This is a genomic window from Paenibacillus sp. FSL R7-0652, assembly GCF_038595045.1.
In the GTDB taxonomy this organism is placed as follows: Bacteria; Bacillota; Bacilli; order Paenibacillales; family Paenibacillaceae; genus Paenibacillus.
Map to the genome: position 1 here is coordinate 2,982,538 of NZ_CP152001.1, position 24,834 is coordinate 3,007,371.

25 protein-coding genes are annotated in these 24,834 nt (G+C 46.9%); 22 read left to right on the top strand and 3 right to left on the bottom strand.

From position 1 onward, the window contains the following. The first annotated feature begins 11 nt into the window (after window positions 1–11). From MKY97_RS13580 to MKY97_RS13600, 5 genes are all read left to right on the top strand, one after another. Window positions 12–893, top strand: coding sequence for a carbohydrate ABC transporter permease (locus MKY97_RS13580; RefSeq protein ID WP_342555930.1), 882 nt, complete (start codon window positions 12–14; stop codon window positions 891–893). Window positions 894–1,036: 143 nt separating this feature from the next. Beyond that, window positions 1,037–2,650, top strand: a complete 1,614-nt coding sequence (locus tag MKY97_RS13585; protein WP_342555931.1) for a spore germination protein — start codon at window positions 1,037–1,039, stop codon at window positions 2,648–2,650. 43 nt (window positions 2,651–2,693) lie between these two features. Further along, on the top strand, window positions 2,694–3,809 hold the full coding sequence (locus tag MKY97_RS13590) for an endospore germination permease (protein ID WP_342555932.1): 1,116 nt from the start codon (window positions 2,694–2,696) through the stop codon (window positions 3,807–3,809). A 4-nt stretch (window positions 3,810–3,813) separates the two neighbouring features. Next, window positions 3,814–5,004 (top strand): Ger(x)C family spore germination protein, encoded by a 1,191-nt coding sequence (locus MKY97_RS13595; RefSeq protein WP_342555933.1) that lies wholly within the window; start codon window positions 3,814–3,816, stop codon window positions 5,002–5,004. Between the two features lie 98 nt (window positions 5,005–5,102). Beyond that, window positions 5,103–5,321 carry a hypothetical protein gene (locus MKY97_RS13600; RefSeq protein WP_342555934.1) on the top strand — a complete coding sequence of 73 codons (219 nt, stop codon included), beginning with the start codon at window positions 5,103–5,105 and terminating at the stop codon, window positions 5,319–5,321. 298 nt (window positions 5,322–5,619) lie between these two features. Here the strand turns inward: MKY97_RS13600 and MKY97_RS13605 are convergent, their stop codons facing one another. Then, window positions 5,620–6,900 (bottom strand): stalk domain-containing protein, encoded by a 1,281-nt coding sequence (locus MKY97_RS13605; RefSeq protein ID WP_342555935.1) that lies wholly within the window; start codon window positions 6,898–6,900, stop codon window positions 5,620–5,622. Window positions 6,901–7,063: 163 nt separating this feature from the next. On the opposite strand from MKY97_RS13605, the gene MKY97_RS13610 reads away from it, so the two are divergent. Then, window positions 7,064–7,432 carry a hypothetical protein gene (locus MKY97_RS13610; RefSeq protein WP_342555936.1) on the top strand — a complete coding sequence of 123 codons (369 nt, stop codon included), beginning with the start codon at window positions 7,064–7,066 and terminating at the stop codon, window positions 7,430–7,432. 29 nt (window positions 7,433–7,461) lie between these two features. Next, entirely contained in the window at window positions 7,462–8,685 is a 1,224-nt protein-coding gene (locus MKY97_RS13615; RefSeq protein ID WP_342556324.1) for a sialidase family protein, read from the top strand. Between the two features lie 89 nt (window positions 8,686–8,774). Here the strand turns inward: MKY97_RS13615 and MKY97_RS13620 are convergent, their stop codons facing one another. Continuing rightward, window positions 8,775–9,200, bottom strand: coding sequence for a hypothetical protein (locus MKY97_RS13620; RefSeq protein ID WP_342555937.1), 426 nt, complete (start codon window positions 9,198–9,200; stop codon window positions 8,775–8,777). Window positions 9,201–9,404: 204 nt separating this feature from the next. Here MKY97_RS13620 and MKY97_RS13625 point away from each other — a divergent pair, with 204 nt between their 5' ends. The 8 genes from MKY97_RS13625 to MKY97_RS13660 all read left to right on the top strand — a co-directional run bounded on the left by MKY97_RS13625 (window position 9,405) and on the right by MKY97_RS13660 (window position 18,350). Further along, complete coding sequence (locus MKY97_RS13625) at window positions 9,405–9,713, top strand: hypothetical protein (protein ID WP_342555938.1); 309 nt, start codon at window positions 9,405–9,407, stop codon at window positions 9,711–9,713. Window positions 9,714–9,883: 170 nt separating this feature from the next. Then, window positions 9,884–10,489 carry an alpha/beta fold hydrolase gene (locus MKY97_RS13630; protein ID WP_342555939.1) on the top strand — a complete coding sequence of 202 codons (606 nt, stop codon included), beginning with the start codon at window positions 9,884–9,886 and terminating at the stop codon, window positions 10,487–10,489. A 268-nt stretch (window positions 10,490–10,757) separates the two neighbouring features. Beyond that, window positions 10,758–11,498, top strand: coding sequence for a LytTR family DNA-binding domain-containing protein (locus MKY97_RS13635; protein ID WP_342555940.1), 741 nt, complete (start codon window positions 10,758–10,760; stop codon window positions 11,496–11,498). A 1-nt stretch (window position 11,499) separates the two neighbouring features. Continuing rightward, window positions 11,500–12,798, top strand: a complete 1,299-nt coding sequence (locus tag MKY97_RS13640; protein ID WP_342555941.1) for a GHKL domain-containing protein — start codon at window positions 11,500–11,502, stop codon at window positions 12,796–12,798. Window positions 12,799–12,909: 111 nt separating this feature from the next. Further along, entirely contained in the window at window positions 12,910–14,961 is a 2,052-nt protein-coding gene (locus MKY97_RS13645; RefSeq protein ID WP_342555942.1) for a serine hydrolase domain-containing protein, read from the top strand. Between the two features lie 252 nt (window positions 14,962–15,213). Then, window positions 15,214–16,203, top strand: a complete 990-nt coding sequence (locus MKY97_RS13650) for an SDR family NAD(P)-dependent oxidoreductase (protein WP_342555943.1) — start codon at window positions 15,214–15,216, stop codon at window positions 16,201–16,203. A gap of 303 nt (window positions 16,204–16,506) precedes the next feature. Then, a complete protein-coding gene (murB, locus tag MKY97_RS13655; protein WP_342555944.1) occupies window positions 16,507–17,400 on the top strand; it encodes a UDP-N-acetylmuramate dehydrogenase in 894 nt (297 codons plus the stop codon). Between the two features lie 227 nt (window positions 17,401–17,627). Beyond that, a complete protein-coding gene (locus MKY97_RS13660) occupies window positions 17,628–18,350 on the top strand; it encodes a hypothetical protein (RefSeq protein ID WP_342555945.1) in 723 nt (240 codons plus the stop codon). Between the two features lie 40 nt (window positions 18,351–18,390). Here MKY97_RS13660 and MKY97_RS13665 read toward each other — a convergent pair whose 3' ends face one another. Beyond that, on the bottom strand, window positions 18,391–19,161 hold the full coding sequence (locus MKY97_RS13665; protein ID WP_342555946.1) for a DUF817 domain-containing protein: 771 nt from the start codon (window positions 19,159–19,161) through the stop codon (window positions 18,391–18,393). 219 nt (window positions 19,162–19,380) lie between these two features. Between MKY97_RS13665 and MKY97_RS13670 the strand changes: the two genes are divergently transcribed. The 7 genes from MKY97_RS13670 to MKY97_RS13700 all read left to right on the top strand — a co-directional run bounded on the left by MKY97_RS13670 (window position 19,381) and on the right by MKY97_RS13700 (window position 24,824). Further along, a complete protein-coding gene (locus tag MKY97_RS13670; protein WP_342555947.1) occupies window positions 19,381–19,725 on the top strand; it encodes a YojF family protein in 345 nt (114 codons plus the stop codon). A 20-nt stretch (window positions 19,726–19,745) separates the two neighbouring features. After that, on the top strand, window positions 19,746–20,423 hold the full coding sequence (gene bshB2, locus MKY97_RS13675; protein ID WP_342555948.1) for a bacillithiol biosynthesis deacetylase BshB2: 678 nt from the start codon (window positions 19,746–19,748) through the stop codon (window positions 20,421–20,423). 233 nt (window positions 20,424–20,656) lie between these two features. Beyond that, window positions 20,657–22,099, top strand: coding sequence for a NosD domain-containing protein (locus tag MKY97_RS13680; RefSeq protein WP_342555949.1), 1,443 nt, complete (start codon window positions 20,657–20,659; stop codon window positions 22,097–22,099). Beyond that, a complete protein-coding gene (locus MKY97_RS13685) occupies window positions 22,096–22,683 on the top strand; it encodes a nitrous oxide reductase accessory protein NosL (protein ID WP_342555950.1) in 588 nt (195 codons plus the stop codon). Before MKY97_RS13680 ends, MKY97_RS13685 begins: the two co-directional genes overlap by 4 nt. Before the next feature lie 24 nt (window positions 22,684–22,707). Beyond that, window positions 22,708–23,529 (top strand): ABC transporter permease, encoded by an 822-nt coding sequence (locus MKY97_RS13690; RefSeq protein ID WP_342555951.1) that lies wholly within the window; start codon window positions 22,708–22,710, stop codon window positions 23,527–23,529. Then, the gene (gene ccmA, locus MKY97_RS13695; protein ID WP_342555952.1) at window positions 23,522–24,235 is read left to right on the top strand and encodes a heme ABC exporter ATP-binding protein CcmA; all 714 of its coding nucleotides are present in this window, start codon (window positions 23,522–23,524) and stop codon (window positions 24,233–24,235) included. Before MKY97_RS13690 ends, ccmA begins: the two co-directional genes overlap by 8 nt. 10 nt (window positions 24,236–24,245) lie before the next feature. Next, on the top strand, window positions 24,246–24,824 hold the full coding sequence (locus MKY97_RS13700) for a redoxin domain-containing protein (RefSeq protein WP_342555953.1): 579 nt from the start codon (window positions 24,246–24,248) through the stop codon (window positions 24,822–24,824). Window positions 24,825–24,834: the final 10 nt, after the last annotated feature.

A 24,834-nucleotide genomic window follows, 5' to 3' on the forward strand; every position in this document is an offset into this window, starting at 1 on the left:
GGAGAGATTGTATGCAAACTGCTAAGGCTGCCGTTCAGCGAGATGCCGTGCTCCAACATCATGCGCTCCGCCAGCGGCTGACATTGGGGAAAATCCTCATTTATCTGTTTCTGATCGCCCTCGCTGTCTTGTGTGTCATTCCGTTCTACCTGATGCTGATCTATTCCACACATAACAATGCGTCGATTGCATCCAGCTTTACGTTTCTTCCAGGAACGTTTCTGGTGGACAATTACGTGAATATGGCTTCCAAAATCAATATCTGGCGAGGTTTCGCCAACAGTTTCTTTATCGCCGGAAGCTCTACAGTGCTCTCACTTTATATTGGGGCTTTAACGGCCTATGGCTTTGCCAAGTTTAATTTTAAAGGCCGCACCGGACTCTTTCTGTTTCTGCTTGCGACCATGATGGTTCCGGGCCAGCTTGCATTGATCGGGGTTTATCGGCTGTTCAGTACACTTGGTCTGCTTGACAGTTATGCGGCAATTATTTTACCTGCAGCGGCCAATGCCTTTAACGTCTTTTTTATCAAACAATTTATGGAGAGCAGTATCCCGGATGAGATTATTGAATCGTCCCGCGTGGACGGTGCAAATGAGTTCAGGACGTTTAATCAGATTGTACTGCCGATTCTTGGGCCAGCCATCTCTGCACTAGGGATCTTTACTTTCATCGGATCATGGAATAACTTCCTGACACCGCTCGTGCTGTTCTTCTCCCTGGATAAATATCCGCTTCCCGTGCTGGTCGCTCTAGTTCAGGGTTATTACGGCATGGACTACGGACTGCTTTATTTAGGAGTCGCTATTTCGATTTTGCCGATTATTGTTGTGTTCGCTGTGTTTTCCAAACAGATCATCGGAAGTGTCGCTTTGGGGGCAGTCAAAGGATAGTTTGACGCATATATGCCGCTTGAGCAGAGCCGCTCGCAAAGCGGCTCTTTTTGTCGTTTCTGCTGCATATTTCAGGTGAAGCAAGCAAATGATATCTTTTACTGAGAATACTTGGACACCGCGGAAGAGGGGAGGCGAAGCCCGTGAAAGAGAGCAATGAGAACGCCGATTCAAGCGCAGCGGAGAAGCAGGAATCGAAGCAGAGTACAGAACATGCAGCGGAGTCAATTGCGAAACAGGATACTGAACAGGACACAAAACAAGACACAAAACAAGATCAGAAAGATCAAGATGTGAAAAAAAGTACAAAACAGGATTCAAAAAAGAAAGAAGACCCGAAGCAATCCGGTCAGGACTCAGCTGGAGAACATCAAGATCTGCCGTTGACAGGCAGCCTGGTCACGGATGAAGCGACGCTGCGTGCCGTATTTACCGACTGCTCTGATGTAGTGTTTCATTCCTTTGAGACAGCGGGCTTCACTTCGGCTCTTTGTATATACTGTCTTGGTTTATGTGACACAGAACGGCTCGAACGCCAGGTATTAACGCCTGTTCAGGAGATTGGGATCGAAGCGGCTCAAGTTCCCTTATCTTCTGTGAAAACGGTGGAAACGTCCAAACAGGCGGCAGAAGCCATACTTGAAGGCGAAGCCCTTCTGTTCCTAGAAGGATCTAATGTTGCGACAGCGTATCCGCTCTACAAAGCCGCCAACCGTTCAACGGAAGAACCTTTGGCAGAATCCACTGTGCGCGGCGCAAGAGACGGCTTCACCGAGTCGCTCGCAACTAATCTTTCTTTAGTCCGCAAACGTCTCAAAACACCAGCGCTGAAGTTTCGTACACGCACCGTTGGTGAAAGCTCGAATACCAGTATTGTACTTGCTTATATGGAAGGTATCACGGATGCTTCACTGCTGAAAGAAGTTGAACAGCGGCTCGATCGGCTAAGAGTTCGTGACATTCTGGAAAGTCAATACATTGAGGAGGATATCATTGATCAGCGTTTCTCTCCTTTTCCACAGATGATTGCGACAGAACGCCCAGACGTTGTGGCTTCCAATCTGATGGAAGGACGATTTGCCATACTGGTCGATGGTACACCATTCACGCTGGTGGCACCTGTAACGCTGGTTTCAATGCTGCAGTCTCCAGAGGATTATTATCAATATGTGTTTATGAGCGTATTTCTGCGCTGGCTGCGATACGTGTTCTATGTGCTGTCCCTGCTCCTGCCGTCTGCCTATGTCGCTATCACAACGTATCACCAGGAGATGATTCCTACGGTGCTGCTTCTGAGCATAGCCAGAGCAAGAGAGGAAATTCCTTTTCCTGCACTCGTCGAAGCACTGATTATGGAGATTGCGTTTGAAGCACTTCGGGAAGCCGGTGTTCGCCTGCCCAAGCAGGTGGGTTCCGCTGTCAGCATCGTCGGTGCGCTGATCATAGGACAAGCTGCTACGACTGCCGGCATCGTCTCTGCGCCGATGATTATTATCGTTGCGATTACAGGGATCGCGTCTTTTATGATTCCGCGTTACTCCGCCAGCATTGCAACGCGCCTGCTCCGTTTTCCCATTATGATTCTGGCTGGAACGTTGGGGTTGATCGGGGTCATGCTTGGCGTCATCCTGATCGTCATTCATCTAAGCAGTCTTCGCTCCTTCGGGGCGCCATATCTGTCTCCAGCTGCACCAACCAATGCCAAAGGTCTCAAAGATTTATGGTGGCGTCCAGCACCTTGGAATAAGCCGCGTTAAGAAGTCAATGCATTCATGATCCGGGAAAGGGGAGTCGCAATTCATGTTAACTGACCAAGGACGAATATCCGAGACACAGCTGGCGTTCATGATCTTCCCGGCCGTCATTGCCACTGCGATCCTGTCTGTACCTGGAATTACGATGCATTATGCCGGTCATGACATGTGGTTATCTCCAATTATTGGATCGGTGATTGGACTTGCGACGATTGGTATATCACTTGGACTGGGGCGTATGTACCCGGGGAAATCACTCATCCAATCCAGTGTCCTCGTTACTGGCCGTATACCGGGCAAAATATTGGGACTTGTCTATATTTTTTTCATGCCTCATCTCACCGGGCTGGTTATTCGAGAATATGGAGAATTTATTGCGAACAACGCGCTGCCTCGTACACCGATGTTCATAATCATGGGTACGATGATGCTGGTGTGTGCGATTAATGTCAGACTTGGCATTGAAGTCGTCGGAAGAACCGCTCAGATTTTTGTGACACTAGTGATGGTTATGCTGGGTCTCGTCTTTGTGCTGCTTATTGGGGATCTGCATCCGCCCGAGCTGTTTCCTTTTATGGAAGATGGCCCGATGCCTGCCGTCAAAGGAGCACTCGCGCCTGCGGCGTGGTTCAGTGAATATATCGTGATTGCATTTCTGCTGCCTTATGTGAATCGGAAGAGGCGTACCGCACGTGTGATGCTGGGTTCCTTGTTTACGACTACGATTGTCATGACCGTGATTAACGTCGTTTGTTTGTTTTTAATCGGAGATTTGACAGACACGTTTGTATTTCCGGTCATGATTGCGGCAAGGTATATAACAATCGCGGACTTTTTACAGCATATTGAAGCCATTATCATTGCCGTGTGGATCTTCGGGATTTTTGTGAAGATTTCAGTGTTTTTCTATATATTTGTGACTTCTACAGCAGAATGGTGCGGCTTGAACGACTACAAACCTCTGGTTAGTCCGCTTTCCTTTCTATGCATGGTCTTTTCGTTCTGGGTAGCCTCGGGCGGGTCGGGGTTATCCAGCCTTGTGAGTCCTTCGGCTAACTTTTATACGATTACCATTTTGCTCATTCTCCCAGGGTTAACCTATGGCATTGCGTGGGCGAAGAAGGGGTGGGCTTATGTGCGGAAAAAACGTGCGGATGCCTGATTCCATGAAAACAAAAAGGACTTCAGGATGCAGAACATTACTCCTGAGTTTCTTATGCTGCATACTGCTCAGTGGATGCTGGGATCGAATCGAGATTAATGATCTCGCCATCGTGCTGGCTACCGGAGTGGACTACCACAATGATCAAGTCGAACTGACATCGCAAATATTTGTTCCTCGTAAGGCAGGAGGAGGCGACAGCGCTGGCAGTGGAGGCAGCCCGAGCGGAGTAACACTGACACGATCAGCAGAAGGGCGTACCATCGCAGAGGCTCTTAATCGTTTGCAGCGCAAAGTTCCGCGGAACATGTTCTGGGGACACTGTGAAGTGATTGTAATAAGTGAAGATGCCGGAAAAAAAGGCATACGTGAATATATCGATTTTTTCCTCCGATATCCTCAGATCAGGGAACATGCCTACATTTTCTCCACGCCTGAGCCTGCCAAAAACATTCTTGACCTGCTTGATCCATTGGAAAGAAGCTCTGCCGAGTCTTTGCGTGAGATGGCCAATATGAAGCTCGGAACACGGACTACCGTCCTGGAACTCGCGCAATCTATTGAAGGGCCTAACCAGTCGGTGATTCTGTCCCGCATGCTGACACTTCCGCCGGATGAAGGTCAGGACCAATTGACCACGACACCTTATGTGAAAGGGTTGAGTCTCTATAAAGGCGATACTTACATTCGTAGTGTGCAGGAACCGTTAACTGTGGGTATTTTGATGCTCGCCAACGAGCTGAATAACATTATTATGCCTGTCGATGTGGAGCCGGAAAAAGGTTCATTCTCCATTCAGCCGCTTGAGGTGAAGACGAATCTGAAGCCGAATATTTCGGGAGGACATTGGAGAATGAAGGTGGATGTACAGACTCGGGGGGAGGTCATGTTAAATACAACAGACCTAGATCTCACCGACCCGGTTGTGATGAAAAAGCTGGAGGAGGCCTGGGCAGCACAGCTGCTGCATATGGCAAAATCAGCACTTCACCTGTCCCAACAAGAGATGCGTACAGACTTGTTTAAGTTTGGCGTGGAGTTTCGCAGATACTATCCGAAACAGTGGAAGGCACAAGAAAAAAATTGGGAGCAGCTGTATTCGGAACTGGACGTGGACGTTCAGGTTCATGCGCAGGTTGTGCGTACAGGCAAGTCGGCGGGACCTCAAGGAATCCCGGATGAGCAGGGGAAGTAACCCATCACCGGATGAAGTGAAAGGTCAGGATGCAAATTCCATTTTATAGTCTGGGGAGAACAGAGATGGAATGATGAATAGAAGGAAGGTCATAAGTCGTGAAAATAGCGTCTATGCTGGGGATTCTGATGCTTGCTGCAGCGATCATATATGTAGAATGGAAGCAGTACAGAGAGAAGAAAACTCGGATCATCTTGGCCGGAATTACCGCAGCAAGTGCAGTCATCGGCATCTTACTGCTGATTGATCCCAGTTTGCCAGGACCAAGTGAGCTGATCAAGCTTCTGTTTGGCAGTGTCGATAAAGTCATGAAGTAGCGAGAATCAGGGCAGCAGGGGAAAGAAGACCAAGGAGTAGAAATACAAATCGTGAAGAAAACGTAAGAAAATACGAGGAGTTACAGTAGATATCGTAACGTTACATTAGACAATAGACAGATGAAGAGGATGATATAAATCCTGGCAGGACCAAACAAGCACGTACCCCATATGGTTAAGGGCACGTGCTTGATTTTCATCTACACATGTTCATTACATGTCTATTGGCCGAATACATATTCACCTGCCGCATACATATTCAAGACTCAGAAAAAGCGAACAGAGATGAACCTGCCTCTTATTCCTTCACTACCGATGCACGTACAGCGGACTCCATTTCGTTGGTGTACGTACGGAACAGACCCAGCCGCCAGAAGGCTGCTCCCTTCAGATCGTATCGTTTAGCAAGTCCGAGCTTGTCCCCGACTGATGCAGGGGTCTCACTATTTATGCTGATGCCAAGCAGTAATTTCTCTTTGGGTGCACCTGTCTGCAGCGCAAGCTGAACAGCCTGATCAACCAAGCTGTTTGGTTCGGCATTCTGCGCTTTCGTTCCTGCCGGATTATACTGGTAGGCCATAATAATAAGATCGTCCGCTATGGAAGAAAGTGTTTTGTAATCATATCCTTTGTATGCGCTGTTGAGCGGAGGAACCGCTAGTGAGATTTGAATCTGTTGAGGCAGTGATTCCCGAAGCTGTCTCACATACTGATTCAGCTGCTGCTGCTGCTGTGCCGCATCCAGTTTGAAACCGAGTCCTTCAAAGTCAAGCACCACACCGCCAAAACCGTAATCCTGAACGGCCGCTTTAATCCCCTCTATGGATTGTTGTCGTAAACTGCCGTCACTAAGCACTTTGGTTAATTCGCCATTGCCATCCAGAGCATACACCATCAGACTGGGCTGGATGTGCTGACTGGCCGCGTCAGCCACGATGGATTTGGGCGTTACTTCACCAGCGGCAGCTGGAACCTGGTATTCTTTTCCTTCAAGCGTGAATCGACCGTCCCGATCAATCCGGCTCCAGCCAAAAGCAACGGAATTCATCGAGGGCAGCAGATCAATCTCGTGATAGGCTTTTACCGCATAGAATGCACGGAGATGCATCTCCCGTTGTGGTGACACCATGGAGACTGTCTTGGAGTTTTGATCCCATCCGGTGCGTACACCAAACTGGCTGCTGAACGAACTGAGAGGAATGAGCACACGTCCTTCCCGCTGTACCGGAGCCGCAGCAAGCTTTACTTTGGCACCATTGACAGTCGCTGTTGTACTCCCCACCTGAAGCGTTACTTTCGTTGTTTTTCCCATGGACGTATGAACTGCGGTTACGGTCTGTGTCTTGCTGTTCCAGCTGATATCAATGCCAAGTGCTTCTCCGACGGTACGGAAGGGAACATAGGTGACGCCCTGATCGATTCGCGGTTCTGCATCAAACTTTAGGGGAACATGATCCAACTGCACGGAGATGGCAGGCGCTGCATATAGACTGCTTGTTTGGGCTGCAGGCATGCTGCTCATCATGGACAATGCCATGACGGCCGCTGCCGCGATTTTTCCAGTACGCTGTATGAACATCGTAAGTTACCTCCAGAAATCTAGTAATCTATCATTCAAAATAAAGCAAATCTATCATAACAAAATTTTCATATTGTTCCAATACGAGAAAGCAGAGAGTAGGCATAACACAAGCTTAATCTTAAATATAGTGGAGTATATTGTGCGAAAGGAGTGTGTCTTTTTGCCGAACTCCACCGGTTTTATTTACAACCCGACTTCGGGTCCGACACAATCTACGCAGCTTATTGTCACCTGCATTAACGATTCGCTCAATGCTCCTGTCAGTGTAGAGTTGGAGGTTTTCAGGTGGGATACAACCCAATTGACTCGAGTTCCAATAGGTCATGATTTATTTGAGATTTTACCGCAAGCCACGAGAACGCTCATCTATCCACTGGTTAATGCTGCATTTTTCGAGGTGCAGAGTGATTATTTCAGTGCGACCAGTACCGTGATTCATGTTTATGGCGTGGATTCTACAGGCCAGATTATACAGCGAGTTCTTCAATCAGAGATGACATTAATAGACCGTTTCACAAACATTCCATAAAAGAATAGAGGTGAAGTCGTTTGGTCGTTGTGAATATTACCGGTGCTTTGGGTGGCAATCAATTCGAACCTTCTATCGCAGTCAATATTTTAAATCCGAATATCATGTGTGTTGTTGCTGTGGATACAAGCACCGGACCAACATTAACAGGTTTTTATCGTTCTATCGACGGGGGGAATAGCTGGTCAACTACTGTTCTTCCTCAACCCGCAGGCTATTCAGGAGCGGAAGCTCCTACCATCGACTATACGTTTCCAAGTACATTTATCGTTACAGTCCATGCATTTAACGGAATCAATGACGGAACGATTGTGAGCTATACTTCCTTCGATGATGGGGCTACGTTTCAGCCTCCGGTCATTGTGCAGCTGGGGTTTGGAACCATCGTGCATAATGATGAACCTTTCATTGCTGTAGACCGCTCCCCTGGCAGTCCATATCGGGGTCATGCGTATGTAGGCTATACCCCGCTTGCTACAACTTCTTCTGCTATTTTCACTCAAAGATCTGTAGATCAAGGAATCACGTGGGAACCCCCCGATCGACAATCGAATCCCCGAGGTATCCATGATCGCGCAGCCTTGGCGGTTGGTTTCTCTGGCGAGGTCTATGCGGGTTATATCATTACAGGACCAGCCAGCCCTTCAGCATTACTGCGTATATCTTACGATGGAGGAATCAATTATCAGCCGCCGATCGAACGACAGTCCACCTTTATTAGCTCCGTTGTGCCTTCGCCATCACCTCTGCCTGTGCCTAATTATAATTTCCGAGTGCAGACCAATCTGAGTTTGGCTGCCGATATATCCATTGGTCCAAACAGCGGAACTTTGTATGCGGTGTGGAATGACGCTCGCGCTGGGTATACCGACGTACTTCTGTGTGAATCTCCCGATGGGCTTCTGTGGTCTGATCCGATAAGCATTACGGCAGCACCGCCAGGTACGCAGAACTTTTTTCCGGCCATCACCGTTTCTCCATTCGCGGGAACGATTCGGGTAATCTATTACAGCAATCGAATTGACGGGTTTCTGTTGGATGTATTCGCTGCAGAGTCCTTTGATGGAGGGGCGAGCTTCAGCAACCGGCGTCTAACAACGACGTCCTTCAATCCTAACGGTATATCTCCAGTGCCGACCGTTCTCATTGGCGATTACATTACAGCCGCTACATATGCTCCGGATAATCTGGCTGCGGTATGGATGGCAACCACGCCACCGACGGGCAAGCTGGATGTTTATTTCGGGAATTAACATCATCCCTACTAACGAACTAACCCCATACCTGTTCTTGTTCAAAGTACGGGTCACAGGTATGGGGATTAGGCCGTGTACGCATTTGTTTAATCCGAAACGATAAATCCGTCGAAACTTTCAGGACCGACCCGGACGGTACCCAGCAGATTGGTGGTGATAAATGCAGTATAGGTTATCTGCGGAGTTACAGGCGGATTATAATCATTGGCAGAAAACATGATGACTTCCGGTACAAGCAATCCGCCCAGACCATAAGTATGGTTGGCGGAATAAACGAGTGGATCAGTCGGGAGTGTACCTCTTACAATCGTAATTCTGACTTGGAAAAGAGCCAGTGGAAGCTGCACCGTAATTGTGCCTTTCAAAGACACTCTCGGATTAGGGCCTGCACCCGCAGTGATTAACCCGATCTGAGCAAATAATTGAGGTGTATTAATGACTGGAATAGGGATAGCAATGGAATTGAACAGAGCGGCATTCAGCGATACCCTTGCATCAAGAAGCTTGGTCATATAAATCCCTCCTAAGCGATCAGATAGGATACTATATTCAACATTCACTGGTTCGCATGGACGAGCGCTTAGCACAGAAAAAATTAAGAGACTGCATCAGAGAGCAGGTTGAGTTTCAGTCCTTTGACATGAGGGGGATGGAATGAGAAAATATGTTGTCGCAGCATGAAGAGTACTAAACAATCGATGTTGGAGGTTTGAAAAATGAATCAGCGCTTCAAAATTACCAGATCCATGCAGGAGAATAACCCCGAACAGAGCATTTCATTAGAGGAATGCAAAGCTTATTTTACATCCAGACCAGATTTTACGTATTCCACGGAACTTCATATCGTTAGAGCGGAGAGTACGATGACCATTCAAGGAGATTTCTTTATGTGGGAGCATGAAGGACAGCAATTTCCGTTTCGTTTATATATGGGAGAGTTATACGCTGCGATTTCAAATGAGGCCATCGTTCCAGTGATGATGGAAGCAGCTTCTCACCTGCATGGCGATATCGTGGAGGGATAGGCAGCCTTCAGAAGGCATGAAGAAAAGAAGGCGGAATCGATTTAGACTGTCACAATAATAATAATTACTCCAAATGATTCTTCTGGGAAAATGAGACTAAAGCTCCATTTTATTTCCAAATTATACCTTGTAGAATATGGATATCTCATTTTACAGGAGGATGATTTGATTTGAGAAAGTCTAGGCTGCTGCTGATGGTTTTCATGAGTATGATCCTTGCTTTTACTTTACCTGGCATTGGGCAGAATATGAAGGCTTCTGCTGCAACGGCACGCACTCCAATCGTATTTGTTCATGGATTAACAGGTTCGGACAGCAATTTTTTGGCCATTGAGAGATATCTGCGCGGTGAGGGATGGTCAAGGGAAGAGTTGTTCGCCATCGATCTTCCAAGCAAGGCAGGGAATCAACTGTTGAATTCCGCAGCGATCAGTCGCTTTGTGGATGATGTACTTCGCCAAACGGGTCATTCCAAAGTCCATATCGTCGCACACAGTATGGGCGGTGCGAACAGCCTGTATTACATATTGAACCGTGGAGGCGCTGACAAAGTAGATAAGCTCATTACGCTGGGTGGGGCTAATCGCTTGACAACAAGCAGAGCGCCGAGCGGCGTTACAGTTACTTCGATCTATTCAACAAGTGATACCATTGTCTTACCGGTTTTGTCCCGTTTAGACGGGGCAAACAATATTTCTGTTAATCTGGTAACGCATATTGGGCTGCTGTTTAACTCCAGAGTAAATGCGTTGATCAAAGCGGCACTAATAGAATAGCTGTAGAGAATCTACACTTATGAAACGACTGACCATTCTTGGTCAGTCGTTTTTTTGAATTACAGGAGATGCTTGAATCAGCATCAATCGGTCTTCACATTTCCAGAAAGTTGGGTCCATTCAAAACATCCAGTGGATAGGATAACAGATTTGGATGCATTTCAAGGCGCTGTAAGAGCATTTCAACCCATTTCTATACAGCTTTACTTGATAAGATAGTATATTAGAAAAATAAATAAAGGCTTGCGCGCAGGAAAGGCGGGATGGGATGTATCATGCAGCGATATGTGATGACGACGAGCAGCAGCGAGAATTGGTAAGGCATATGCTGACTTCGTTCTCGCTCAAAACCAATATCGAGTTTCAGATCACCATGTTCAGTTCAGGAGAACAACTTTTGGCACACTATGAGGATCAGAGAGAGGCGTTTCACCTCATCATTCTGGATGTAGAGATGGGTGGGTTAAATGGGATACAGACGGCCAATGAAATCAGAAAATTAAAGATCTTGGATGTACAGATCATGTTTCTAACTAGTTATCCCGAGTATATGGTTCAAAGTTTTGATGTCATGACGTTTCAATATTTGATTAAGCCGATCCAGACAAGCATCCTGGAAGAGAAGCTGATCAAGCTCCATCAGTATTTTCAAGCTATGGATAAAAAGTATATGGTAATTAAATCGGATTACGATGATTTGATGCTGAAATATGAAGATATTTTATGGATTGAGGTCATCAAAAGCCTTACGGTTAAAAATAAGCTAAAGGTGATCACTCATGATAACTCTTATGAAACAAAAGGTATTATATCGGCCTACGCTGCAGCGCTGAAAGAGCACGGTTTTATGCAGATTCACCGATCCGTCCTGATCAATCTGATGCATGTACACAAGTTCACGGGTACACAAGTCACGATGCTGGATGGGACCTCATTACCCATAGGTCGTTCCAAAATCAAAGAAGTTAAGGATACGTACACCAAATATATGATTATGAGGGTGCAGTAAGATGAACTTCCTGCATCTGGTGCCCGTCCTTTTGTTGACGCTGCTCATGACCTTTCAAGCGAATTATTATTTTGATTCTGTACTGGGGAAGTCCCGGCGCAAACCTCGCAGAACGATCTATTTCACTGTGTTTATGCTGCTGGATTTCTTTTATTTGGCTGTGCGATTACCTTCTGTTTTTTCGACTGTAATAGCATTGATCTTTATCTTTACTTTGGCGCAATCCTACCGGGCAGAATTAAAATTGAAGATCATGTTTACGGTGATGTATGCAGCACTGCTGACCACGGTGAATATCATTTCAATTTATGTTTTCAGCGTGATTGACGGCATTGATTACCTGAAAGAGGCTGTCTATGGCACGGAAGCTATATGGCTGTTCTCCAAAGTTCTACTGCTCGGATGCAGTATCATGTTTATTGTTATTCCCATTGTTCATCTGATTGCCAAACGCATGAGCTTTGCGGTGCATTATCGGTCATATTTGTTGTTTCTAATCGTAACGGCGATTACGGTGTACCAGATTAATGTCATTTCGATCTACAGCGAGAAAAATATTTATTACATTTTTTCAGTGTTGGGCTCGCTCTTTCTCAATGTATTCATTGTCTATGTATTCGATAATATCGTAGAGAAAGCCCAGCTTGCGCACGAGAATGAACAACTGCAGCGGCAGATGGATTATCAGGATGCCAATTATGAGAAGACCGTACACAGTTTCAAGAGTATTAAAAGCATTATTCACGATATCAATCAGCAGTTTCTATATATTGAAGAATGTGTGCAGCGTAATGAATTGGCAGCAGCAACAGAGCATATGCACGTTACCTTGAACACCATCGAGCATGCTTACCAACGCGTGAATAGTGGTAATCTGGTTATTGATGCTTTGGTTACCAATACACTGGCTGTTGGACAGGCAAACGGAATTCGAGTCGATACGCGCATTCAGCTCCATTCCCAGCATGTAGGCATTGAACGATACGACCTGTGTGTTGTGCTTGGAAACATCCTGGACAATGCTGTTGAAGCATCCAAGAAAGTGCGAATTGCCGAAGATCGCTATATGTTAATATCTATCCATTCTACAGCTTCAGCTCTGGTAATTCAGGTTATGAATCACGCAGTACAACCCGCACCGGGCTTGAGGAGTGATAAGTCGGATTCGGAATTTCATGGCTTTGGTCTAACCAACATATCGAGGATCTGCAGCAAATATGGAGGACATATGACGATTGAGCAGGGACAGGGCTCGTTTAATAACATGGTTGTTCTTCCATTCAATACAGACAACGTCTGAACTGTCGTTCAGGGGTTGTTTTTTTCCACTCAGGGTTCTTTACCGCAGGCAGCGCCTTTACCGGATATGATGAATGCATTCATGTATATCCATCACAAGGAGGAAGTCTGAATGAAAAGAATAATCACCGTTCTATGTGCCCTCATGCTTGTTATTATGCCTGTAACAGATGTTAAAGCCCAGGCGAATGAGAAGCAGACGATCGAAGGAAAAGCCAAACAATTAGCTGAAATGCTGGTTCAAAATTATGGTGTTACGAGTGTGCAGTATGCCGTTATGGACAAAGGAAAAGTGGTTATATCGGACGGTGCAGGATTCCACGACAAAGCAAGCCAGAAAGCCGTGGATAAAGACACCATGTACGGCATAGGCTCCGTAAGCAAAATGGTGGTGACATCTGCAGTGATGATGCTCGTGGATAAGGGTAAGGTTGATCTGGATCAGCCGCTTACCACATATATTACCGATTTCAAAATGGCAGATCCCCGCTATAAGCAAATCACGCCGCGCATGTTAATGAATCATTCATCCGGCTTGTATGGTTCGCAGTACGGAAACAGCATGCTGTTTGATGATAACGACACACGCAATCATGATGAACTGCTGATCAAACTCCAGGCTGAACGTCTTAAGTCTGAGCCTGGTGAATACTCCGTTTATTGTAACGATGGGTTTCAACTGCTGGAGATTTTGGTGGAACGCATGAGCGGACAAAGTTACAGCAAATATGTGGAACAATTCATCAGCAAGCCGCTGCAGCTGAATTCAACGAAGACGCCAATGGATTCTTTTGATAGAGACAGGTTAGCTGAGACCTATTGGCCAACGTTTAAACCGAAGATGCCTGTTGAAAATGCGAATATTATCGGTACTGGCGGCATTTATTCCACTTCCGAGGAGTTAGCTGCATTTGCCGAAGTGCTGATGGGCAATCATCCGGATATCCTGTCGGAAGCTTCCGTCCAGGCTATGCAGCGTCCAGAGTATCGCAAAGGTATATGGGTGACTGATGAGATCAATTCATTTAACTATGGACTCGGCTGGGATGCCGTAGAGCTTGCTCCGTTCAGCGAATATGGGATCAAGGCACTGACCAAAGGCGGAGATACCATGATGTATCACGCCTCGTTGATCGCAATCCCGGAGCACGACATATCCATGGCAGTGTTATCTTCAGGCGGATCTTCCGTTTTTGACCAGATGTTTGCCGCTAAAGTATTGCTGGAGGTATTGAAGGAGCAGGGCATTATTGACAGCATTAAACCGGATCGCACCTTCTCCGCACCAGTCCAGACCAAGATGCCTGCTGAGATGAAAAATTACTCCGGATTGTATGGAACCGTTGGTGCAGTTACAAAAATTGATATTCAGAATGGAGTATTCACACTGCCAGCTATGCTGGGCGGACTGATCGCTGAACAACCTTATGTGTATACAGGTGACGGGTACTTCACAAGCAAGGACGGAAGCGTGAAAGTGAGTTTTGTGAAGGAACGCAATGCCAAGACCTATGTGAAAGTTCAAGGATATCTTAACCTGCCGGGACTTGGACAGATGGGGATGAGCACGTATGATTATCAGAAGCTGGAACATAACAAGCTGGATGCGGTTACCCAGGAGAAGTGGTCTGCACGGAACGGCGTGAATTATTTTGCACTGGACGAAAAAATCACATCCATTTTCTATCTGGTTCCATCGCAGCTGATTAAAAACTTTAACGTCAGCACAGAGCACGGTTATGTGAACGGGACGAAAATTACAGACGAGAATCATGCCGTTAATGTGGCCGAAATCCCGATTATGAACGGCCGAGACGCTTTTGATTTGCAATTGATGAAGAAACAAGGGGCTGAAATTCTCACCCAGAACGGACTGGAATACATCTCTGAAAAGAATATCAAGCCTATATTTGGCGGAAAATCAGGAATTGCAACCATCCCGGCGAGTGGCCAAGCGCGCTGGTATGCTGTTGGCGGAAAATCGGCTGAAAAGACGATCACAGTGGATTCTCCTGCGCAAGGAGGGTATGCGGTATATAGTGACAAAGGTGAAGTATTGCATTTCTCCATCGCAACTGGCGAGCAGACGACCAAACTTCCGAAGAACGGGTTTATCGTGTTTGGCGGCAGCGCTGGTGACATTTTTCAAATTCATCTAAAATAAAGAGACACGGTTTGGGTATAGCGTTCCAAAGCAAAGGGCTGCCGCATGGCGGCTTTTTGTGCATCTGAATAAACTTAGATCAGTTATCGCTGGACCTGGCAGACTGCTGTGAAAAAATATTTATTGGAAGGTCCGGTCAAGCCGAAATGATTTGACTTCGAGTTTGCTCTAAGGTGTAGACTGATTATAAGAGTCCCATCAGGGCTTAATAGTATAAGCAGTTACAGTGAGAGTACGAAGGAGCTGAATCATATGAACATTGATCATGAAACAAGAACGCAGCAGCATGGGATTGATTCAGGTTTTGATAAGAACAGTACGGCGGATGAGGTCCTGCATGGATTAGATTTGTCCGGGCGTCTCGCTGTCGTGACAGGTGGTTATTCCGGTCTGGGACTCGAGACCACGCGTGCTCTGGTTCGTGCAGGAGCACATGTTGTCGTCACTGCACGCAGACCAGACGCAGCGCGTGAAGCTTTGGCCGATCTTGAACATGTCGAAGTGGACGAGCTGGACCTTGCTGATCTATCCAGTATTCGTGCCTTTGCTGCACGTTTTCTGGCAGCCGGTCGCAGTATCGACATGTTAATCTTGAATGCAGGCATTATGGCTTGTCCAGAAACTCGTGTCGGTCCGGGATGGGAAGCCCAATTTGCTGTAAACCATCTTGGACATTTTGCACTCACGAATCTGTTATGGCCTGCTTTGGTTCACGAAGGCGGCGCTCGTGTCGTTTCCCTTTCCTCGGCAGGGCATCATTTCTCACCGATCCGCTGGCATGATATTCATTTTGAACAGGGATACGAGAAGTTCCCCGCCTACGGTCAGTCCAAAACAGCGGTCAGCTTGTTTACGGTGGAACTCGACAGACTTGGCAAGCCGTATGGAGTTCGTGCGTTTGCCGTACATCCGGGCGGAATTATGACTCCGCTGCAGCGCCATATGCCCAAGGAGGAGATGGTTGCTCTCGGATGGATTGATGAATCGGGCAGCGTGGCGAATCCGGCATTCAAATCACCTGAGCAGGGTGCGGCAACCCAAGTCTGGGCTGCCGCATCTCCCGAGCTTGAAGGCTTCGGCGGTGTGTACTGTGAAGACTGTAACATCAGTGAAATGGCTCCCGAAGACGGTGGATTTTACGGTGTGAAACCTTACGCTATTGATGCAGAGCAGGCGGAGCGCCTATGGGCATTATCTGCCGAACTGACTAACACGGATATTCCGGTAAGCGGGCGGGAGTAAGTTGAAACTTATTTTATGGAATCGGGAAAATTGCAAAATATACTCAATGTAAATTCAGCGCTGCGGACACTGCCTCCGCAGTGTTTTTTCGTTTTGCTCTTCTAAACAGAGTATAAATATGCTGATGGATTGATTTTGGCTTGTACCCGAGTGCCTATTCGGCAAACAGGCGAATATCATGGAGTATAGGGTGAATTTCATCGATCTATAGAGGGAATTATGAGGATAGATTGTCATTGGAGTGTGTTTCGATTTACAATGTAGGAATCATGTTCTTTTTGAAGAACGCAGGGAGAGAAAATCATGAACATTTTTGAGAACCACATACCTGAGGAAAAAGTGAAATTTAATGAACCGCTAAAAAACCATACGTTTATTCAAATTGGAGGCAAAGCGGATATTCTCGTTCATCCGACCACGGTGGAGGAGATCACCAAAGTCGTTGAAATTGCAAACAGCCATCAGCTTCCGCTGACTGTCATTGGCAAAGGCTCTAACGTCATTATCAAAGATGGAGGCATCCGGGGGGTAACGATATCGCTCAGTCGTTTTGACCAAATCAAGGTTGATGGTACCCGCATCATGGCTCAGAGCGGTTCCGATATTATTGACGTATCCAGAACTGCTTTGGATTACAGTTTGACCGGGCTGGAGTTCGCCTGCGGCATCCCTGGCAGCACGGGAGGCGCTCTATATATGAATGCCGGTGCCTATGGCGGGCAGATCGCTGATGTTATCGAAAAAGCAACGGTCATTACGCGTGATGGCAGCATTGCAGTGATCCCTCGTGAAGAGATGAAGCTGAGCTATCGCAACAGTCTCTTCAAGATGGATCATTATATTATTCTGGATGCCGAATTTACGCTTAACATCGGTGACAAGGAGCAGATCTCCAGCAAGATGAAGGAGCTAACTTTCCTTAGAGAATCGAAACAGCCGCTGGAATACCCTTCTTGCGGTAGTGTGTTCAAACGTCCGGAAGGATATTTTGCCGGTAAACTGATTCAGGACTGTCAGCTGCAGGGCACGCGTATCGGAGGAGCTGAAATCTCCATGAAGCATGCAGGGTTTATCGTTAATGTGGACCATGCCACAGCCAAAGACTACGAGGACCTGATTCAGTTTATTCAGAAAAAAGTGTGGGACACGTTCCAGGTTGAATTGGAAACCGAAGTAATATTCCTTGGAGAATATTAATGTTGAATAGGATATATAACAGTGGAGCATGGTGCATGCATAGAGCATGACCAGTCACCGCAAACAAGATGAAGCCGCCGTATGGCGGCTTTTTTGGCGATGAATTATCGAAGTGGAATAACGAATTACTGAAACAAAAGAACGAATACCATAATTATGGTAATATTAGATGTGTTTGTGAACTTCGTTTATGCAGTTCATCTATCTTCAAGAGGGGGAGTCGACAGATGCATAAGAAAAAAAGGAACATGCTCAAGATTATGACTATGTCGGTAATATTCTTAACACTCGCTGTCTTAACATTTTTTGCATATATCTATGTAAAAGAAAGCCCTGGCGGTCTTGCTGATCGCATGATGTCGAAAGCATTAGGCATGCAGGACAGCATATTACGTATTCCTAACGCCAGCACACCTGAGGAAGCCCTTGAGCAGTTCAGAGGCCCATCCGAGGCGACCCAAATTGTTCATCAAGAGCCTGTTGATGGCGGAATGATCTTATTTGCACAACGAACAAACAGTGAAACATCCAGTAATCTGCAGCTGGAGTATGTACGTAAAAATTGGTTTGGCTGGAAATGGGTATGGGGCGGAGGTTACGGAACTGATGAAATTGATCCGTCGGAGTTTGCTTTGTATTATATGAACATGCCTAAGCTGGAGGAGATCAAGACCCCGTTTCCAATGGTGTTTGGTACGATTGAACACCCGGCAATCCAGCGTGTCATCGCTGAAACAGAACAGAATGGCTCTATCAATGCAGCGGAAGCCAAGCTGATTAAAGTGGATATCGAAGAGTATATCTGGTTTGCGATGCTGCCGGTCTCGGAGGATGCACCCTACACAATCAAAGTATATGATGAAGAAGGTAAACAGGTGGGCAGGAAACGAGTTGAAATGGCGAGTGATACCGGATCACTAACGCTGGGAAAAAGACCAGCCTCCATGTGATCCGTGTATACTCGGTATGCCCCAACTCGATAACGCCAAGCTATTTCACTGCGCGGTTCGCTTTCACATATTTGAGCTGAGCCACGATAATCACACTGATAATGACCAGCAAGAACCAGGAACTGATCTTGCTGAAGCTCACGAGCTGCCAGCTGTCATGCTGATCCGGATATTTCCAGCCATTAAAGAAGGTGGCGATGTTCTCCGCCAGCCAGATAAAGAAACCGACTATAATGAAAGCAAGGGACAGCGGCATCCGGTATGTCGCAGAGCGTACCCGGTAGATAATCCATGTTTTCCAGAAGACAATAAATACGAGCGCTGTCAGCCACCAGCGAAAATCCGGAATAAAGTGATGAGTGAAAAAATTAAGATAGATGGCTCCGCCGAGCAGAAAAGACGGAACCATGCCAGGCCAGCCGGTCATATCCATACGCAGCCTGCGCCAGATTTGACACATGAAGCTCGCTACACTGGCATACATAAATCCGCTGTAGAGCGGGACGCCAAGTATTTTAGTATATCCCGGTTCAGGGTAAGACCAAGATCCCATATGTACTTTGTAGATTTCCAACATCAGACCGATCAAGTGAAACAGGCAGATCACCTTGATTTCGTCCCATGTCTCCAGTCCGCTGCGCAGCATTATACATTGGATGGCGAGCAGGATGAACAGGATCGCATCATAACGATAGATATAAGGGAATTGGAAGACACTTGAAAGAGCCAGTGTACCAAATATGGCCACAGGAAAGATGCAGCTCATGGCTTGGTGATAGCCGAAGTGTAATAGTTGGATGATCGGTTTCATCGAGAGCATCTCCTTTAAGACAACGATTCATAAGTAAGTTTGATTATGCGGTATGATATATAATGTAATATATCAGCTCTACATTGAAAAAGAGAAAAAATCGCCGAAGAAAGTTCCTGTTATTGCCCTCATTCGACGCACTGCAGAGCTTTGAATGTATATTCTTTCTTGCATATGCTAAAATAGAGTTCACACTTTACAAGAAACAGGGAGGCCGTCATGCAACTGATACAACCACAAGATATCCAGCTTCGGCTCGATCGCCTTGTCAATCAGGATATATATATGCATCTTGAAATGACGACGGGCGCTTATGCTCAACATTACGATAGTTCACGGCATCCGGCTTCGGCATTTATCACCAATGCGGCCATTCGATATACACAAGGCTCCATTTCAGGTGAAGGACCATACCGAGTCGGTCTGAAGACGACAGATGGCTGGGTATATGCAGAAGGGCTTACCCATATTGATGAGCAGGAACAAGAAAGACTGATTATGGCCGGCCATGACAGCCAAGGCAAACTGGTTGTTGCGCTGCAGCTGAGCCGGGAGAAGTTCTAATGGAAGTGGAGGAACAACATATGACAAAGAATGCACATGATGAGCATCAGCGCATCCTGGTGGTTTATCCCCATCCGGACGACGAAGCATTCTCGGTATCAGGCACGTTAGCCAAATACATTAATGGTGGAGCACATGTTACATATGCTTGTCTGACCTTGGGTGAGATGGGACGCAACATGGGTATTCCGCCATTTGCAAACCGTGTGACCCTGCCATCGATCCGCAAAGAAGAGCTTATTGAAGCAGCTAGTGCAATAGGTATTCAGGATCTAAGGATGCTGGGTTTTCATGATAAAATGGTAGAGTTTGAAGATCCTCAATTGCTGGATGGCAGCATTATGGCTCTTCTGGAAGAGATTAAGCCTTCACTGGTCTTTACGTTCTATCCTGGATTCAGCGTACACCCTGATCATGATGCGACTGGAGCTGCCGTGATCAGAGCGGTCAGTCGTCTTCCGCTGGAAGAGCGTCCTGTCGTTCACTGCGTAGCTTTTTCTAATAATCATGAGCAGCATATTGGCAAGCCAGATGTAACCGTAGACGTAAGCGAGTTTTTGGAGCAAAAGCTGGCTTCCATTCGCGCTCATCGTTCGCAGTTCCAGGCAGCTGAGCTGCTTGGTAATCGCAAACTGAACGATGAAGAGCTTCAGTCTCGTTTTGGCCGTGAGCGGTTCTGGACCTATCCGTTGGCATAACGATTTTCACATACTGAATTTTCGCACCGTTTGCCGTTCCCGGCACGCGTGTTCTTAAAACCGCCAAATTGGCGGTTTTTTTGATTCAATCACAAATTGGACACAAAAGCAATCAAGCTATAGCCTGATGGGGCTATATGGGAAATTGTTCATTTTCGATACACTGTGTGAAGGACTGGGATAACGCTTTCCTGTAACGCCATAGAGCAGGAAAGGAGGGAAATGAAAAGAATATGGACGAAAAATGTACAGGAATTGGGGGCGTACACATTCTGAATGTAAGTCATGGGAGGGAGAGCAATCCCAACCAACATGGTAGTGAAACCAAGCAAATAAAAAATATCTGGCTTGCGCTCGTCGGTTTGTTTACGTTCATACTGGGACTGCTGACTGCGCTTCATACCGCCGGGGCCGCAGCTGGAATTCGGGAGAATGTACCGCTGCAGCCGATTATAGACCAGGCGCCTGCTGGAGCGGTCATTGATCTAGAAGCTGGAAGCTACTCAGGTCCTGTTGTGATTACGCAGCCGTTAACATTGGTTGGGGATAAGTCAGTGACGATTGTGAATGAGCAGGATCAAGCTGCAGTATCGATCCAGAGCGAAAATGTGAAGCTGAGCGGATTTACAATTGAGCATAACGGCAGCCAGCCAAGTGCAGCCGTGCAGGTCACAGGAAGGGATAACGAAATATCGGGGCTTACCATTCACACCAAAGGAGCCGGATTGCTCCTGCGTGAAGCAGCCGCCGCAGTGATTCGTCGTAACACGGTTGAGTGGGCAGGAGCCAGCACCGCCTCCAGCAGTCAGAAAGGCAATGGCATCGATCTCTACAATTCCGATAACAGCCGAATTGAAGGCAATAGAATTCAGGGAGTACTCGACGGAATTTATCTGGAGAACAGCCGCAATGCTGCGGTGAACGATAACCGCATGATTCGGACAAGGTACGGCATTCACTGTATGTATATTGATGGATCGTCAGTGTTGAATAACACGGGGGAAGAGAATATGACAGGTGCCATGATCATGGGGGTCAAAAAGACCACAGTATCCGGCAATACCTTTCGCAAACAAAGCACGAATGTTCATTCCCAAGGTATGTTGTTATATGACGTGCATGAGTCCAGGATTCACAGCAATACGGTTGAAGGCAACCGTGTGGGCATGAATATCGCCGAATCCTCGGACAACGAGATCGCTGATAACGAATTGCTTCGTAATTTCGTTGGAATCCAGATGGTGCTGGCAGAGGGAAATGAATTTACGCATAATCGCTTTATTTCTAACGTCATTGATGCTTCTGCCGTGGACAGTAAGGATAACAGGTTGAAGCAAAACTACTGGGATTCGTTTCAGGGACTGGATCTGAATCGGGATGGTGTAAGCGATATTTCCTATGCGATCAATCCGTTTTATGAACAACTGGTGAGCCGCAACGCTGCATATCAGCTGTTTTTTCAATCACCAGGCATGGTTTTTCTGAGTGATCTGCATTCGGAAGGGAAGAGCAGCTGGACAACGGATGAATCACCGCAGATGAATCTCGGGCAGGAGCAGCCTGCATCATCTGGATCAGCCGGGACAAACGGTTCAAGTCTGGTTTCAATGATCGGTGTACTTTTACTCGGTTTATCTGCAGGTACGATGATTTATATGGGGGTATGGAGAAAATGAGGAATAAACGATGGATTTTGGCGATGATACTTCTGTTAGGTACAGTAATGTTAACGGCTTGCGGCCAAAAGTATGCGGCGGTGCCGATTAACGAGGACGTGGATATCTGTGCTGTTTGTAACATGCAGGTGAAGGATGATGCGTTTGCCACACAGCTCATAACGAAGGACGGTAAAACGCTCAAATTCGATGACCTCGGCTGTATGAACCAATGGAAAAAAGAAAATGGCACCGACAATATTGGTATGGATTATGTGCGTGATTATAACGATAAAGAATGGATCGAATTTAACAAAGCAACCTATGTGTACGATTCTTCGCTGAGAACACCTATGGCCTACGGCATAGTGAACTTCAAGGATAAGGCATCTGCTGAAGCATTCGTGACGGAGCAGGGAGTAGGCAAAATGATGAACGCAGATGAACTTGCCTCTCATGAGTGGACTCAGAATATGGATAACATGAATATGGAAGGACATGGGCATGGCCACGATCAAGATGAGGCGGATCAAGGTTCGGATCATGATATGGGCGAAGGCATGCATCAAGAAGGTGAATCGGAAGAAGGATCAGGCAGCCACTGATGCGGATAAGGAATGGTGAAGCCAATGTCTGATATGATACACATCGCCAGAAGAGAGTTGAAAATGGGATTTCGCAATCCTTGGGCGTATTCATTTTTAGTTCTTTTTTGCACATTCAGTCTAAGTTTATTGCTCCTCAATGCACAGAATCCGGTTGAAGGTTATTCGGGTGCAACGGGTTCCATGCTGAATCTCATTCTTTATCTTTTACCGCTGATGACGCTGTTCCTGGGTTCATTCTCTTTGACCTCTGAGAAGGAAGACGGCAGCTGGCAGCTTCTATCGACTTATTCCATAGGTACGTTATCCTTCATTACAGGTAAATATGTTGGACTGGCAGCCGTACTGCTGACGATTGTGGCCTTTGGGTACGGACTGATGGGATTGATCAGCGGGCTGCTTGGCAATCCGATGGATCTGCTGACCTATGTTCTGTTCCTGGCTTTTTCCTGCGGACTTGTCCTGTTATTTCTAAGTATAGCGCTGCTCGTTGGCTCGTTATCACGCAATCGCTGGCAGGCTTTGACGATTTCCGTATCGATCTGGTTCTTCGCCATTATTGGCTGGCCTGCATTATTACTTGCGGTATTAGGACTCATGCCTTATCTGTGGATCAAACCGCTTCTTGTCGTACTGACCTTTCTGAACCCGGCGGAACTTGTGCGTCTGTATGTTGTAATCAAGCTTGGCGGAGGTTCTATCCTGGGACCGGAGTATTATCAATGGGTGACCTGGGTGCAGCAGCCGAGCGGCAGCGTCATATTTATCGGGATATGTCTGTTATGGATAAGCCTCTCCATCCTCGTGGTTTACGCAATATGGGAAAGGGGGCGCTCTCGTGCATAAACCGGAAGTAAGCGTGAACGAACTGGGCAAACGAATTAAAAATCAAACCATTGTGGATGATATCACCTTTCGTCTGGGATCTGGTCATGTGCTCGCCGTATGCGGCGGGAACGGTGCAGGCAAAAGTACCCTGCTGCGTATGCTTGCAGGCATTCTGAGGCCAACCTCAGGGGAGATTATGGTGAATAACGTGAGCTGGTCACAGGATCGAAAACGGTATGCGAACCAGATCGGTTATATGCCGGATGATTATCAATTCAGCCAAGGACTGACAGCCGAGGAAGCTTTATTATTTTGGGCTTCTCTGCGCAAACTTCCTCGAGAGAGGGTGCGGGAAGTGTTAGTTATGGTTGGACTCGACCAGCAAAAACATAAACGCGTTACGACTTTCTCCAAAGGGATGCGGCAGCGTGTGCTGTTTGCTCAGGCGATGCTTGCGAGGCCTGCGCTGCTGATCATGGACGAGCCTACCAATGGGTTAGATCCCTTCTGGATGCAGGAGTTTGTGCATTTGCTGCGAGATATCAAGCAGGAAGGGCACATGGTCGTGTTCTCCACACATCAGTTGGAAGTGGCCAATGACATCGCAGATCAGGTGCTGTTTATGAATCAGGGACGGAATGTCGGGGAAGGTACTGCGGATGCCATTCGGGAGCAGTATGGTTCGCTTCATGCTGCTTTTCATCAGAGTCTCGGAATAAAGTGAAGGTGAAGTTATGGAAAACAAATCGCAGCAGAATGAGCCAGTGATCAGGAAAAAGCGTGGATTTCAAGTCAAACGTATATTAACGATTGTGACTATAATTGCAGCATTGTCGGCTGGCATATGGGCCGTTACGACGAATTGGTCCGATTCCGAGTCGAAACGCAGCAATCCCATCCGGACAGGAGCCGAAGCTCCTGATTTTACAGCGGTGAATTCCAAAGGAGAGCAGGTACGGTTATCCGATTACCGGGGCCGAGCCGTGATGATCAACTTCTGGGCATCCTGGTGCACACCTTGTGTAAGAGAAATGCCGCTAGTTCATGATTTAGCACAGCAGAACGCAAATAACGTAGAGACACTATTTGTCAATGTGGGGGAGAGCAAAGGTACCATCAACGAGTTTATGAAAAGCCATCAGTTCGATTTCCCGGTAATCATTGATGCAGCGGGTAAGGTATCGAGTCTGTATCGTATTACGGGTCTGCCAGCCACAATGGTCATTGATCGCTCGGGGCAGTTCCGCCATATTTTGCTCGGTGAACTGACAGAGGACATTCCCCTGCAGCAATGGCTGAAAGAGAGCATGTGATGGGATCGCT

Excerpts from the sequence above, each read along its gene's own strand:
- MKY97_RS13645 (WP_342555942.1), top strand. The coding sequence starts at position 12,910 with ATGAAAAGAATAATCACCGTTCTATGTGCCCTCATGCTTGTTATTATG.
- MKY97_RS13650 (WP_342555943.1), top strand. The coding sequence starts at position 15,214 with ATGAACATTGATCATGAAACAAGAACGCAGCAGCATGGGATTGATTCA.
- MKY97_RS13635 (WP_342555940.1), top strand. The coding sequence starts at position 10,758 with ATGTATCATGCAGCGATATGTGATGACGACGAGCAGCAGCGAGAATTG.
- MKY97_RS13620 (WP_342555937.1), bottom strand. The coding sequence starts at position 9,200 with ATGACCAAGCTTCTTGATGCAAGGGTATCGCTGAATGCCGCTCTGTTC.
- MKY97_RS13670 (WP_342555947.1), top strand. The coding sequence starts at position 19,381 with ATGCAACTGATACAACCACAAGATATCCAGCTTCGGCTCGATCGCCTT.
- MKY97_RS13665 (WP_342555946.1), bottom strand. The coding sequence starts at position 19,161 with ATGAAACCGATCATCCAACTATTACACTTCGGCTATCACCAAGCCATG.
- murB (WP_342555944.1), top strand. The coding sequence starts at position 16,507 with ATGAACATTTTTGAGAACCACATACCTGAGGAAAAAGTGAAATTTAAT.
- MKY97_RS13640 (WP_342555941.1), top strand. The coding sequence starts at position 11,500 with ATGAACTTCCTGCATCTGGTGCCCGTCCTTTTGTTGACGCTGCTCATG.
- MKY97_RS13605 (WP_342555935.1), bottom strand. The coding sequence starts at position 6,900 with ATGTTCATACAGCGTACTGGAAAAATCGCGGCAGCGGCCGTCATGGCA.
- MKY97_RS13660 (WP_342555945.1), top strand. The coding sequence starts at position 17,628 with ATGCATAAGAAAAAAAGGAACATGCTCAAGATTATGACTATGTCGGTA.
- MKY97_RS13625 (WP_342555938.1), top strand. The coding sequence starts at position 9,405 with ATGAATCAGCGCTTCAAAATTACCAGATCCATGCAGGAGAATAACCCC.
- MKY97_RS13580 (WP_342555930.1), top strand. The coding sequence starts at position 12 with ATGCAAACTGCTAAGGCTGCCGTTCAGCGAGATGCCGTGCTCCAACAT.
- MKY97_RS13700 (WP_342555953.1), top strand. The coding sequence starts at position 24,246 with ATGGAAAACAAATCGCAGCAGAATGAGCCAGTGATCAGGAAAAAGCGT.
- bshB2 (WP_342555948.1), top strand. The coding sequence starts at position 19,746 with ATGACAAAGAATGCACATGATGAGCATCAGCGCATCCTGGTGGTTTAT.
- MKY97_RS13690 (WP_342555951.1), top strand. The coding sequence starts at position 22,708 with ATGTCTGATATGATACACATCGCCAGAAGAGAGTTGAAAATGGGATTT.
- MKY97_RS13590 (WP_342555932.1), top strand. The coding sequence starts at position 2,694 with ATGTTAACTGACCAAGGACGAATATCCGAGACACAGCTGGCGTTCATG.
- MKY97_RS13685 (WP_342555950.1), top strand. The coding sequence starts at position 22,096 with ATGAGGAATAAACGATGGATTTTGGCGATGATACTTCTGTTAGGTACA.
- MKY97_RS13680 (WP_342555949.1), top strand. The coding sequence starts at position 20,657 with ATGGACGAAAAATGTACAGGAATTGGGGGCGTACACATTCTGAATGTA.
- MKY97_RS13595 (WP_342555933.1), top strand. The coding sequence starts at position 3,814 with ATGAAAACAAAAAGGACTTCAGGATGCAGAACATTACTCCTGAGTTTC.